Genomic DNA, 13,048 nt, shown 5'->3' with positions numbered 1-13,048 from the left:
TACGTACGAGGCCACTGCCGGACAATACGCGAACAAGTAGTTACAGCGACATAGTGGACCATTATCAGAATACGTTCAGGTGCTGCCCATCCACTATTTTCACTCCTCAAGGATAAGTGCTGCTCCGTTTCGCGGGTTTTTCATAAGCGTTGTGTTGACTACCCTTAGCGAACACACAACGCATTAACGGAGCAAAGATGAAAGCGATCGCCATTACCCGTGCTGCCGCAGGCAGTAGCAATCTGGAATACCTCTCGGATATCGACCTGCCACAACCGCAAGCCAGCGGCCACGATCTGCTGGTGGAAGTGAAAGCCATTTCCGTTAACCCCGTGGACACCAAAGTGCGCGCCGGTTTTAACGCCGATGCGCCACGCGTACTGGGTTGGGATGCCGTTGGCGTGGTGAAAGCGGTGGGCGATGCCGTCACACTGTTCCAGCCGGGGGATGAAGTCTGGTACGCCGGCGCGCTGACGCGTCCGGGCAGCAACAGCGAATTCCAGTTGGTGGATGAACGCATTGTGGCGTTGAAACCGACAACGTTGGATAACGCCGCCGCTGCCGCCCTGCCCTTGACCGCCATCACCGCGTGGGAGTTGTTGTTTGACCGCCTGGGCATTGCGGAAAATGGCAATGATGGCGATGTGCTACTGATTGTCGGCGCGGCGGGCGGTGTGGGGTCGATCCTGACCCAACTGGCACGCCAGCTTACCCGCCTGACAATTGTCGCCACCGCCTCCCGTCCCGCCAGCCAGCAGTGGATAAAAGAGTTGGGCGCGCACCACGTGATTGATCACAGCAAACCGTTAACCGAAGAGTTAGCGCGCATTGGTATCAACCAGGTGACGCACGTCGCCAGCCTCAATAACACCGAACAGCACTATCAGCAGTTGATTAACGCGCTGCAACCGCAGGGCAAACTGGCGCTCATTGACGACCCGGAAAGCCTGGACGCTGTGCCGCTGAAAACAAAAAGCATTTCCCTGCACTGGGAATTGATGTTCACCCGCTCACTGTTTTCGACCGCCGATATGATTGAGCAACACCATTTGTTGTCACGCGTGGCGCAGTTGATCGATAAAGGCGTGCTGAAAACCACCCTTGGCGAACATTTTGGTGCGATCAACGCCGCCAATCTGCGTAAAGCGCATGCGCTTCTCGAAAGTCATCGCGCGGTGGGGAAAATCGTGCTGGAAGGCTTCGCTGGCTGATTCGTTGCCAGGATTACTCCCAAACGTTACAAGCGGATAGCGAAAATCGTTATCCGCTTGTCCTGCTTTTCCCTGGGTTTGCTTACACTTTTTACCAAAGCGTTATTTTTTGGTGGTTGCTCCCCTGTCCGTTAACGGCAATGATGGCGTGCTATTTATGCAACTGCGTGAAATGTATAAGAACAACCTGGAGAGAGTATGAGTAAAACAAAAATGATGCTTCTGGGCGCGCTGTTGGCGACAGCTTCATCTGCTTTTGCCGCACCGCAGACAGCAACACCGAACGCGACCGGAGATCAATCTTACGAAATAAACGAATTCGTCGCCGACTTCACCAAATTCACCATTGGCGACACGGTGCCAGAGATGTATCGCAGCGAAGACTACAACATCAAACAGTGGAAATTGCGCAATCTGCCCGCGCCGGATGCCGGTAGCCACTGGACCTACATGGGCGGCAATTACGTGCTGATCACCGATGCCGACGGCAAAATTCTCAAAGCCTACAATGGCGACATTTTCTATCACCGTTAAGAGGAGCGCCTGTGATTATCCGCCGCTGGCAGGAAAGTGACAGGCCGTTTTTGCGTACCCTCTATTTGCGCGCCCGTAAAAGCGCCTGGCGCTGGCTGGATAGCAGCGACTGGCGTCTGGAAGATTTCGATACCGCCACGCTCGGTGAAACCGTTTGGGTGGCGGAAGAAGATGGGCATCGTATGGGCTTCGCTTCGGTATCTGTAAACGACAATTTCCTGCATAACTTATTTATCGACCCGGATTTTCAGGGCAAAGGCGTAGGCAGCGCGTTACTCAAGCATGCGCAGTCTACGTTTACCCACACCGGGGCGCTGAAATGTTTGCTGCTTAACAAAGACGCGTTGACGTTTTATCAACACCACGGCTGGAAGGTTGAAGCGCAAGGCGTGTCGCCGCAGGGGGATTATTTGCTGATGCACTATGTGCTGAAGTGAGAATTGTTGAAGTGTTAATTTTGCCGGAGGGCGGCGTTTGCCTTATCCGGCCTACAAGGTACATAAACCGCGTAGGCCGGATAAGCGTTTAGCGCCCTCCGGCACGTTCAATTACACCGCGCGAAACGCGATGTCGCCGGGAATGATTTCACCCTGCCAATAAAGCTGCGCGGCAACGCGTCCGGCCAGGCTGCGATAAATCGCGGTGAATTCGCTATCCGGGCGGCTAACCACCGTCGGCGTGCCATTATCGAGATCTTCACGCAGCGAAATATGCAACGGCATTTGACCCAATAATTGCGTGTGATACTGCGCCGCCAGCTTCTCTGCGCCGCCTGTGCCGAAAATCGGCTCGTGGTGACCGCAATTGCTGCAAATATGCATACTCATGTTTTCGACAATACCGAGCACCGGCACTTCGACTTTCTCGAACATGACGATGCCTTTTTTGGCGTCAATCAGCGCGATATCCTGCGGCGTGGTAACCACCAGCGCGCCGGTAACCGGAATGTTCTGCGCCAGCGTCAGCTGAATATCACCGGTGCCTGGCGGCATATCAAGCACCAGATAATCAAGATCTGGCCACATGGATTCCTGCAACAGTTGCAGCAGCGCTTTGCTGGCCATCGGGCCGCGCCACACCATCGCGTTCTCATCGGTCACCAGATAACCAATCGAGTTGGTCGCCAGACCATGCGCCATAATCGGCGCCATGTGCGTGCCATCCGGCGAGGTCGGGCGCTCGTTTTCCGCGCCGAGCATCAGCGGGATCGACGGGCCATAAATATCGGCATCCAGAATACCGACTTTCGCCCCTTCGGCGGCCAGCGCCAGCGCGAGGTTAACCGCGGTGGAGGATTTCCCTACCCCGCCCTTGCCGGAACTGACGGCGATAATGTTTTTCACGCCGTTAATGCCCGGCTGATTTTTCACGCGTTTCAGGGTGGCGATAGTGTGAGACAGCTTCCAGTCGATGGCGCTGGCACCGGTCAAGCGCAACAGCTCAGCGCTGCACTGCGCTTTTAACTCTTCGAACGCACTGCGCCAGACAAACGGCATCAGCAGCTCAATATGCAGGGTGTCATCCAACCACGCGACGTGGTGCACAGCTTTTAACGCCGTGAGATTGTGCTTGAGGGTTGGGTGCTGAAAATCGGCCAGCGTCCCGGTGACAATTGCACGTAGTGCTTCCGGGGATTTGGCCTGGGATTGCGAACTCATCCCGACTCCTTTGTAGTTGTTCGAATAACGACATTGTAGCGGCCCAGTTTACCGCACAGGTAATAATTATCCATTTATGGATTAATGCCCTAATCGCTTGGCGCATTAATTCCCCTTTTGGTACTATCGATACCCCTTTTTCTCAAGAAGATGTAATGCCAACTATGACTCAAGTCGCGAAGAAAATACTGGTAACGTGCGCATTGCCGTACGCCAACGGCTCCATCCACCTCGGCCATATGCTGGAGCACATCCAGGCTGATGTCTGGGTCCGTTACCAGCGAATGCGCGGCCATCAGGTCAATTTCATCTGCGCGGATGATGCTCACGGCACGCCGATTATGCTGAAAGCGCAGCAACTGGGGATCACCCCAGAGCAGATGATTGGCGAGATGAGTCAGGAACATCAGACGGATTTTGCTGGCTTTAACATCAGCTACGATAACTACCACTCCACGCACAGCGACGAAAACCGCGAGCTGTCGGAGCTGATCTACACCCGTCTGAAAGAGAACGGTTTTATTAAAAACCGCACCATCTCCCAGCTTTACGACCCGGAAAAAGGCATGTTCCTGCCGGACCGTTTTGTAAAAGGCACCTGCCCGAAATGTAAATCACCGGATCAATACGGCGATAACTGCGAAGTGTGCGGCGCGACCTACAGCCCGACCGAGCTTATCGAGCCGAAATCCGTGGTTTCCGGTGCGACGCCGGTGATGCGTGATTCCGGACACTTCTTCTTCGACCTGCCCTCTTTCAGCGAAATGCTGCAAGCGTGGACGCGCAGCGGCGCATTGCAGGAACAAGTTGCCAACAAAATGCAGGAGTGGTTCGAATCCGGTTTGCAGCAGTGGGATATCTCCCGTGACGCGCCGTACTTCGGTTTCGAAATTCCAGGCGCGCCGGGCAAATATTTCTACGTCTGGCTGGACGCGCCGATTGGCTACATGGGTTCCTTTAAAAACCTGTGCGACAAACGCGGCGACACGACCAGCTTCGACGAATACTGGAAAAAAGAGTCCGACGCCGAGCTGTATCACTTTATCGGTAAAGATATCGTCTATTTCCACAGCCTGTTCTGGCCGGCGATGCTGGAAGGCAGCGGCTTTCGCAAGCCGACCAACCTGTTCGTACACGGTTATGTGACGGTCAACGGCGCGAAAATGTCCAAATCGCGCGGCACCTTTATCAAAGCCAGCACCTGGCTGAACCATTTCGATGCCGACAGCCTGCGTTACTACTACGCGGCGAAACTCTCTTCGCGCATTGATGATATCGACCTGAATCTGGAAGATTTCATCCAGCGCGTGAACGCCGATATCGTGAACAAAGTGGTGAACCTCGCGTCCCGTAATGCCGGGTTTATCGCCAAGCGTTTCGACGGCGTACTGGCCGATGAACTGGCCGATCCGGCGTTGTACAAAACCTTTACCGACGCGGCGGCAACCATTGGCGAAGCGTGGGAAAGCCGCGAGTTTGGTAAAGCGGTACGCGAAATCATGGCGCTGGCCGATGTGGCAAACCGCTATGTTGATGAGCAGGCGCCGTGGGTTGTCGCCAAACAGGAAGGCCGCGACGCCGACCTGCAAGCGATTTGCTCAATGGGCATCAACCTGTTCCGCGTGTTGTTGACCTACCTGAAACCGGTGCTGCCATCGCTGGCGGAACGCGCCGAAGCGTTCCTCAATACCCAGCTTGAATGGGCTGCCATCAACCAGCCGCTGCTCGGCCACAAAGTTAGCGCGTTCAAAGCGTTGTACAACCGTATCGAGATGAAACAGGTAGAAGCGCTGGTGGAAGCCTCCAAAGAGGAAGTGAAAGCCGCTGCTGCCCCGGCAACCGGCGAGCTGGCGGATAACCCGATTCAGGAAACCATCAGCTTTGATGATTTCGCGAAAGTCGATCTGCGCGTGGCGCTGATTGAAAACGCTGAATTCGTTGAAGGCTCCGACAAACTGCTGCGCCTGACGTTGGATCTGGACGGCGAAAAACGCAATGTCTTCTCCGGCATTCGTTCTGCTTACCCGGATCCGAGCGCGCTGATTGGCCGTCTGACGGTGATGGTCGCCAACCTCGCGCCGCGCAAAATGCGCTTTGGCATCTCCGAAGGGATGGTGATGGCCGCCGGTCCTGGTGGGAAAGATATCTTCCTGTTAAGCCCGGATTCCGGTGCGAAAGCGGGCCAGCAAGTTAAATAAAAAAATAAGGCGCTGAATTCAGCGCCTTTTTCTATACTCAATTCGGTGTTACCCAAAACAATACTTCACATGGAAAACAGGGGATTATCGTGAAATTCAGTAAACTCATCGCAGCCATTTTTTCTGTCGCTTTACTCGTTGGCCTGGTCGGCTGTGGCGAAAAAGAGCAGAGCAAAACTTTTAGCTGGTCGCAAGCGGGCACGGAAGTGACGCTGACCTATTACTACAAAGATGACAAAGTGCTGCGCCAGACCGCGAAAAACAAAATCGAATACTCGGCGATTGGTGCGAAAACCAAAGACGAGGCGATGAAGGTTCTGGATCCGATCAGCAAAAAATACCAGAGCGTGAAAGGGATTAAAGAGAGCGTGGATTACGAAGAAACCTACGCGCAAGAGACGCTGGATGTGGATTACACCGAAGTGGATTTCGCCAAGCTGAACAGTTTGCAGGGTTCGGAGTTTACCGGCACGGTGAATGGCCAAATCAGTATGAAGCAGTCGGAAGAGTTGTTAAAAGCGCGCGGTTTTAAAGAAGTGAATTAATCAAAATGCCCGGTGGCGCGACGCTTACCGGGCCTACAAATTTTGTGTATGGCTTGTTTATTTATCTTCTGATTTGCTCTGCGGCTTCTGCCCGCGCACCGCTAACCCACGCAGGAAATAACGCATCACCTGGTCGCCGCACTCACGGAAATTTTTATGCTCCGGCGCGCGCATCATGGCGGTGATTTCCGGCATTGAAATGCGGAACTGCTGCTCGGTGAGGATCGCCAGAATATCGTCGGTCTTTAACGAAAACGCGATACGCAATTTCTTCAGCACAATGTTGTTATTCAATTTGCGCTCGGCCACCAGCGGCGGCGCGCTCTCATCTTTACCGCGCTTCTCGTAAATCAGGCCATTGAGGAAAGCGGATAACACAATATCCGGACACGGCTGATAACCCGCCTCATCCTCTTTACGCAGCCAGGGCGCAAGCTGCTCCACGGTGACCGGGGTGTCCGCCAGCGCGAGAATGCGCACCAGCGCGTTGTTGTCAGCCTGCAAGGTGAAGCGCAGGCTGCGCAGGATATCGTTATTCAGCATTTTTCTTCCAGGAAGTGAGGAACCAGCGCGCAGTGTAGGCATCGCGCAGGAATTTACAACCCCAACGTCTCTTTTAAATTCTTCAGATAACGTCGGCTCACCGGCACGGTCAGCCCATCGCGCAGCAGCAATTCGGCCTGGCCGTTGTCTTCAAGGCGGATCTCTTTGAGATGCGCCATATTGACCAAATACTGACGATGGCAGCGCACCAGCGGCGTGCGGCTCTCCAGCGTGCGCAGCGTCAATTCGGTAAAACCCTCTTTGCCTTCATGACTGGTGACATACACCCCGCTCAACCGGCTGCTGACAAACGCCACTTCGTCCATCTGCAACAGCCAAATGCGGCTATGCCCGGTGCAGGGAATGAACTTCAGCGCGTCCTGGTTTTCCGGCAGCACCGACACATCCTGCACGCCGCGCTCCTGGCGCAGGCGGGCCAGGGTTTTCTCCAGACGCGGCGCTTCTATCGGCTTGAGCAGATAATCGAACGCGTGCTCCTCGAAGGCCTGCACTGCATATTCATCAAACGCGGTGAGAAACACCACATACGGCCGGTTGCCCGGATCGAGCATGCCGACCATCTCCAGCCCGCTGATGCGCGGCATTTGAATATCGAGAAACAGCACGTCCGGGCGCAGTTTATGCACCGCGCCAATCGCTTCCACCGCATTGCCGCACTCGCCGACAATCTCAATATCGCTCTCTTCCTGAAGCAGGATACGCAGGTTTTCCCGGGCCAGCGGTTCATCATCAACAATCAGCACTTTTAACATGCGTTTTCCTCCAACGGGAGTCGTAAGGTAATGCGGGTGAATTGGTCAGGCTCGCAAGCAATGGTAATGCCGCACTCATCACCGAAACGCGCGCGCAGGCGTTTATCCACCAGGCTCATGCCCAGCCCGCTGGCATCGCTTTTCGGCTGATACAGCCCGGCATTGTCTTCAATATCCAACACCAGGTGCCTGCCCTGCTGGCTGGCATGCAGGGTGATTTCACCCACGCCGAGCAGTTGCGAGGTCCCATGTTTAATGGCGTTCTCAACAATGGGCTGCAAGGTAAAGGCGGGCAACCGCAGATGCGCCAGCGCATCCGGCACGTGCAGTTGCACCTGCAAGCGCGACTGAAAACGCGCCTGTTCGATTTGCAGGTAGGCATTTACATGTTCGATCTCATCCGCCAGCGTGACCACTTCCGACGGGCGTTTTAAATTTTTGCGAAAGAACGTTGAGAGATATTGCACCAGCAGCCCGGCCTGATCGCTGTCGCGGCGGATCACCGCTTTTAGGGTATTGAGCGCGTTAAACAGGAAATGCGGGTTAACCTGCGCATGCAGCAGCTTGATTTCCGACTGGGTGAGCAGCGCTTTCTGGCGTTCATATTGCCCGGCGAGAATTTGCGCCGACAGCAGTTGCGCGATCCCCTCGCCCAGCGTGCGATTGATCGAACTGAACAGGCGGTTTTTCGCTTCGTAGAGTTTGATAGTGCCGACCACGCGCTGGTTTTCGCCGCGCAGCGGGATCACCAGCGTCGAGCCTAATTTGCACTGCGGATGCAGTGAGCAGCGGTATGGCACTTCGTTGCCATCGGCATACACCACCTCCCCGGTTTCAATGGCGCGCTGCGTCCAGACTGAGGAAATGGGCCGCCCCGGCAAATGGTGATCGTCGCCGGTGCCGGTAAAGGCCAACAGCTTTTCGCGATCGGTTATCGCCACCGCGCCGATATCCAGCTCTTTGTACAGCACCTGCGCCACCTTCATGCTGTTCTCTTCGTTAAAGCCCTGACGCAGGAAACCTTCGGTGGAGGCCGCGACTTTCAGCGCGGTGGCGGAAAACGCCGAGGTGTATTTCTCAAACATTGCGCGTTTATCGAGCAGGATGCGCATAAACAGCGCCGCGCCAACGGTATTGGTGACCATCATGGGTGCCGCGATGCTTTGCACCAGGTGCAGCGCGCTTTCATAAGGACGCGCAATCATCAGGATGATCAGCATTTGAATCAGTTCGGCGACGCAGGTTACCGCGCCGGCGGTAAACGGGTTAAACACCCGGTCGGTGCGCCCACGCTTAATCAAAAAGCTGTGTACCAGCCCGCCGAGCAGCCCTTCAACAAAGGTCGACATCATGCAGCTAAGCGCGGTCATGCCGCCCATCGAATAACGGTGCAAACCTCCGGTCAGACCGACCAGGCCGCCAACCAGCGGACCGCCGAGCAAGCCGCCCATCACGGCGCCAATCGCGCGAGTGTTGGCAATGGAATCTTCGATATGCAGCCCGAAATAGGTGCCAAGAATGCAGAAAATGGAGAACGTGACGTAGCACAACAGCTTGTGCGGCAGGCGCACGGTGACCTGCATCAGCGGGATAAACAGGCGCGTTTTGCTCATCAACCACGCGATCACCAGGAACACGCACATTTGCTGAAGTAACAACAACACCAGATTGAATTCGTACATACCCGCGACACCACCTCAACCAAAGCGCGTAACATACAGGGAGTCGCCGCGCGTTTCTTTGAAGTGCTGCAAAAAAACACAAAATCGTGCTCTGTGTCACAAAGTCAGCCAGAGTCATTAACCTTTCGCGCACATCTTGCGCAAATCACCGCCTGCGGGCCGCTAGCGGCTACAGTTAAAGCGGGTGTGGGCAGCAAAGGTGAAATCATGGCGCTTTACACAATTGGTGAAGTGGCATTGTTATGCGACATCAATCCCGTGACGCTGCGGGCCTGGCAGCGTCGTTACGGATTATTGAAACCCCAACGCACGGATGGCGGCCACCGGTTATTTACCGAGGCGGATATTGACCGCATCCGTGAAATTCAACGCTGGATCGACACCGGCGTGCAGGTCAGCAAAGTGCAATCGCTGTTGGCAAACGATCCTGAAACCCACCATGACTGCTGGTACAAACATCAGGAAACCGTGCTGCACTATTTGCAGCAGGGAAACCAACACCAGTTACAACAGTGGATCAAAACCTGCGGGCGCGACTACCCGGCTCGCACGCTGGCAACCTATTTGCTCAACCCGTTGCGCCACCGGCTGCAAAACCCGCAGCCCGCCTTGTTGGCGATGCTGAGCTTGTTGGATGGCGTGCTGATAAGCCACATTTCCGGCTGTCTGGTGACGGCACGCAAAAAGAGCGGCCAGGACGCGCTGGTGGTTGGCTGGAATGTGCAGGACACCACCCGTTTATGGCTGGAAGGGTGGATGGCAAGCCAGCAAGGTTGGCGGGTCGGTATTCTGGCGCACTCGTTAAGCCAGTTTCGCCCGGAGATGTTCGACGGCCAGACACTGCTGGTGTGGTGCGGCGAAACGCCCACCATCGCGCAGCAACAACAACTGTTGGCGTGGCAGGAGACAGGGCATAACGTCTCTCTTATCGGCATTTAATGTTTCATTAACAACTGGCAATGCCTTTATAATGCCGGCCTGACTTAAAAGGAGCTCAACATGAAGCCTGGTAAAATTCTCGTCATCACCGTATTTCTGCTGATGGCGATCGGCGGGATCAGCGGCGTGATGCTCGCCGGATATTCGTTTATTGTGCGTGGCGGTGCCGGTTAAGCAGCACCGCCAGGCGTTCAAAACCCCGGTCGACAATGATTGCCGCCAGTGCCACCAACACCGCGCCCTGCACGATATAGGCGGTATTAAAACCGCTTAGCCCGATGATGATCGGCGTCCCCAGCGTACTGGCTCCCACCGTTGACGCAATGGTCGCGGTGCCGATATTAATGATCACCGAGGTGCGCACCCCGGCAATAATCACGGGCGCCGCCAGCGGTAACTCCACTTTGACCAGCCGTTGCCATCCGCTCATGCCCATGCCCTGCGCCACGCTCTGCACGCTTTGCGGCACGGCAGCAATGCCCGCCAGCGTTCCTTGTAAAATCGGCAACACGCCATACAGCACCAGCGCGATAACCGCCGGTTGTTCACCAAACCCCATGACCGGCACAGCAATCGCCAGCACCGCCACCGGCGGAAAGGTCTGCCCGACGGCGGCAATGGTTTCCGCCAATGGACGAAACTCCCGCCCGCCAGGGCGCGTCACCGCAATCGCCACGCCGACGCCAATCACCACCGCAATCACGCTGGAAATAGCGACCAGCGCGAAATGCGCCACCGTCAGGGTGATAAAACTCTCCTGCAAATAGACCGGGCGCGGCAGTTGCGGAAACAGCGCGCTGAACAGCGCCGCGCTGTGCGGCAACCACAACAGCAGCGCGACAAACAGCGCAATCAGCCACAGCAATGGATCACGCACGATCTTCATTACCGACCTCGACGCGCAGTAGATCACGAAAATGCAGGCTGCCGCAGGGCAGCCCGCTGGCGTTGTTCACTGGCAGCACTTCGCACTGCTGGGCGACAAACGACGAGAGCGCTTCGCGCAGCGTCATTTCAGACTGCAACGGTTCGCCGTCGTTAACCTGTTCGTTGCGCAGATAGCCGCTGACCTGGCGCAGCGACAGCAAACGCACACCCAGTTCGCTACGCCCGAAGAATTCACGCACAAAGTCGTTTTGCGGTGTGGTCAGCATCTCCAGCGGTGTGCCCTGCTGAACGACGTTGCCGCCATCCATCAACACCAGGTGATCGGCCAGTTGCAGCGCCTCATCAATATCGTGGGTGACCAGCACAATGGTGCGCCCGAGCAGGCGGTGAATGCGCACCATCTCCTGTTGCAATGCGCTGCGCGTCACCGGATCGAGCGCACCGAAGGGTTCATCCATCAGTAACACTTCCGGGTCGGCGGCCAGCGCTCTCGCCACGCCAACTCGCTGCTGTTGCCCGCCGGACAGTTGATGCGGAAAACGATCGCGCAACGACGACTCCAGCCCAAGCAGTGCCATCAGTTCATCAATGCGCGCGTCACGTTTAGCCCGCGACCATTTTTGCAGTTGCAGCACGGTGGCAATGTTCTGCGCCACCGTCCAGTGCGGAAACAGGCCAATCGACTGAATGGCGTACCCCATGCGGCGACGCAATTCCAGCACCGGTAACTGGCGAATGTCTTCACCGGCAAACAGGATTGTTCCTTCGTCGTGTTCCACCAGCCGGTTAATCATCTTCAGGGTGGTGGATTTACCGGAGCCGGACGTACCAATCAGCACGGAAAACGCCCCGCTTTTGACCTCTAAATCGAGGTGGCTGACCGCCTGCTGCCCGGCAAACGTTTTGCTGACATTGTTAAATTCAATCATGGTTGTTTTACCTTCAACAGCGCCAGGCTTAAGCCAAATAAGGCATCAATGATGACAGCCATGCCGATCACCGGGATAACGCCGAGCAGCACCAGATCCAACGCGCTGCTGAGCAGCCCCTGGAAAACCAGCGCGCCAAAACCACCCGCGCCAATCAGCGCGGCTATCACGGCCATACCGACCGTTTGCACCGCCACCACCCGCAGGCTACGCAGCAACAGCGGCAACGCCAGCGGCACACGCACCTGCCAGAAACGCTGACGCGCGCTCATGCCCATCGCTTCGGCGCTTTCCAGCACATCTTGCGGCACTTGATTAAGCCCGGCGACCACGCCGCGCACCAGCGGGAGCAGCGCGTAAAGAATTAAGGCGATCAGCGCTGGCGTCATGCCGGTTCCGGCAATGCCAAGATGCGCGAGCCACGGGAATTGCAGCACCAGCCCGGCAAGCGGCGCAATCAACAAGCCGAACAGCGCCACGGAAGGAATGGTCTGGATAACATTCAGCACCGCGAACACCGGCCCCTGCCGTGCCGGATGGCGGTAGCACCACAACCCGACGGCAAAGCCGATCACCAGCGCCGGGAATAACGTGCCGAACAGCAGCGTCAAATGCTGCGCCAGCGCGTCATTAAACACGTCCTGCCGATTGGTGTATTCGTGCAGCAGCGAGAGATTATCCAGCTCGCCGCTGAGCAGCAAAAAGAGCGGCAGGCACCAGATTTGCACATGCAGCAGCCAGCGCCAGACCGGGTGGCTGGCAAAACGCCGAATGGCGTCGCTACAGGCCAGCAGCGTTAACGCCAGCCAGAGCCATAAGCCGCTGCCCGGCGAGGTACGCGCCAACGCGCTGCCGGTTTGCGCAAGATCCGTCGCCGCCCTGCCCGCGCTCCAGACCAGCAGGCAGAACAGCGCTTCGGCCAGCAGCAATGTCGCCACCTGCGCGCCGCGTCCGGGAATAAAGCAGATGACCAGCAACAGGCCCGGCGCAAGCAACCACAGCACAGAAAAAAGCTGCCACAGCGCACGGCTTTCACCGGAAACCAGTCGGTTTGGCGCGTAGTTGATAAACGGCAGCCACGCTGCCAACCCTCCCAGCACAACCAGCAATAACAGCACGCGGTTATGGCAGCGTATCGACACACCCAT

At 56.4% G+C, this 13,048-nt stretch carries 14 protein-coding genes; 7 read left to right on the top strand and 7 right to left on the bottom strand.

The window, feature by feature from the left end; all coding sequences use genetic code 11:
* Nucleotides 1-197: 197 nt before the first annotated feature.
* From AAEY27_RS07975 to AAEY27_RS07965, 3 genes are all read left to right on the top strand, one after another.
* Nucleotides 198-1,211 carry a zinc-binding alcohol dehydrogenase family protein gene (locus AAEY27_RS07975; protein ID WP_342324460.1) on the top strand — a complete coding sequence of 338 codons (1,014 nt, stop codon included), beginning with the start codon at nt 198-200 and terminating at the stop codon, nt 1,209-1,211.
* Nucleotides 1,212-1,409: 198 nt separating this feature from the next.
* On the top strand, nt 1,410-1,745 hold the full coding sequence (locus AAEY27_RS07970; RefSeq protein ID WP_342324459.1) for an RcnB family protein: 336 nt from the start codon (nt 1,410-1,412) through the stop codon (nt 1,743-1,745).
* An 11-nt stretch (nt 1,746-1,756) separates the two neighbouring features.
* Nucleotides 1,757-2,182, top strand: a complete 426-nt coding sequence (locus AAEY27_RS07965; RefSeq protein WP_342324457.1) for a GNAT family N-acetyltransferase — start codon at nt 1,757-1,759, stop codon at nt 2,180-2,182.
* A 111-nt stretch (nt 2,183-2,293) separates the two neighbouring features.
* On the opposite strand, the gene apbC is transcribed toward AAEY27_RS07965, so the two are convergent.
* On the bottom strand, nt 2,294-3,403 hold the full coding sequence (gene apbC / locus AAEY27_RS07960) for an iron-sulfur cluster carrier protein ApbC (protein ID WP_342324456.1): 1,110 nt from the start codon (nt 3,401-3,403) through the stop codon (nt 2,294-2,296).
* A 164-nt stretch (nt 3,404-3,567) separates the two neighbouring features.
* Here apbC and metG point away from each other — a divergent pair, with 164 nt between their 5' ends.
* Nucleotides 3,568-5,601, top strand: a complete 2,034-nt coding sequence (gene metG / locus AAEY27_RS07955) for a methionine--tRNA ligase (protein WP_342325506.1) — start codon at nt 3,568-3,570, stop codon at nt 5,599-5,601.
* Between the two features lie 89 nt (nt 5,602-5,690).
* Entirely contained in the window at nt 5,691-6,146 is a 456-nt protein-coding gene (locus AAEY27_RS07950; protein WP_342324455.1) for a YehR family lipoprotein, read from the top strand.
* Between the two features lie 57 nt (nt 6,147-6,203).
* Here the strand turns inward: AAEY27_RS07950 and AAEY27_RS07945 are convergent, their stop codons facing one another.
* Genes AAEY27_RS07945 through AAEY27_RS07935 form a run of 3 tightly spaced genes read right to left on the bottom strand, consistent with a single transcriptional unit; the run spans nt 6,204 to nt 9,144 of the window.
* Nucleotides 6,204-6,689, bottom strand: coding sequence for a DUF1456 family protein (locus AAEY27_RS07945; RefSeq protein ID WP_342324454.1), 486 nt, complete (start codon nt 6,687-6,689; stop codon nt 6,204-6,206).
* A 53-nt stretch (nt 6,690-6,742) separates the two neighbouring features.
* Complete coding sequence (gene btsR, locus AAEY27_RS07940) at nt 6,743-7,462, bottom strand: two-component system response regulator BtsR (protein WP_342324452.1); 720 nt, start codon at nt 7,460-7,462, stop codon at nt 6,743-6,745.
* Nucleotides 7,456-9,144: a sensor histidine kinase gene (locus tag AAEY27_RS07935; RefSeq protein WP_342324450.1), complete on the bottom strand. Its 1,689-nt coding sequence runs from the start codon at nt 9,142-9,144 to the stop codon at nt 7,456-7,458. The genes btsR and AAEY27_RS07935 overlap by 7 nt, the downstream gene beginning before the upstream one ends.
* Nucleotides 9,145-9,351: 207 nt before the next feature.
* Between AAEY27_RS07935 and mlrA the strand changes: the two genes are divergently transcribed.
* Both mlrA and AAEY27_RS07925 read left to right on the top strand, forming a co-directional pair.
* Nucleotides 9,352-10,083 carry an HTH-type transcriptional regulator MlrA gene (gene mlrA, locus AAEY27_RS07930; protein ID WP_342324448.1) on the top strand — a complete coding sequence of 244 codons (732 nt, stop codon included), beginning with the start codon at nt 9,352-9,354 and terminating at the stop codon, nt 10,081-10,083.
* Between the two features lie 60 nt (nt 10,084-10,143).
* A complete protein-coding gene (locus AAEY27_RS07925) occupies nt 10,144-10,257 on the top strand; it encodes a protein YohO (RefSeq protein WP_342324447.1) in 114 nt (37 codons plus the stop codon).
* Here AAEY27_RS07925 and AAEY27_RS07920 read toward each other — a convergent pair.
* From AAEY27_RS07920 to AAEY27_RS07910, 3 genes are read right to left on the bottom strand one after another with little or no spacing between them, the layout of a single operon-like run.
* Entirely contained in the window at nt 10,232-10,969 is a 738-nt protein-coding gene (locus AAEY27_RS07920; protein ID WP_342324445.1) for an ABC transporter permease, read from the bottom strand. The two genes, AAEY27_RS07925 and AAEY27_RS07920, sit on opposite strands and share 26 nt — an antisense overlap.
* Nucleotides 10,953-11,900 carry an ABC transporter ATP-binding protein gene (locus tag AAEY27_RS07915; protein WP_342324443.1) on the bottom strand — a complete coding sequence of 316 codons (948 nt, stop codon included), beginning with the start codon at nt 11,898-11,900 and terminating at the stop codon, nt 10,953-10,955. The genes AAEY27_RS07920 and AAEY27_RS07915 overlap by 17 nt, the downstream gene beginning before the upstream one ends.
* Nucleotides 11,897-13,048 carry an ABC transporter permease gene (locus AAEY27_RS07910; RefSeq protein WP_342324441.1) on the bottom strand — a complete coding sequence of 384 codons (1,152 nt, stop codon included), beginning with the start codon at nt 13,046-13,048 and terminating at the stop codon, nt 11,897-11,899. Before AAEY27_RS07910 ends, AAEY27_RS07915 begins: the two co-directional genes overlap by 4 nt.

It is taken from the genome of Kosakonia sp. BYX6, assembly GCF_038449125.1.
Taxonomy (GTDB): Bacteria; Pseudomonadota; Gammaproteobacteria; order Enterobacterales; family Enterobacteriaceae; genus Kosakonia; species Kosakonia calanthes.
This window is presented reverse-complemented; position numbering and strand designations above follow the sequence as displayed.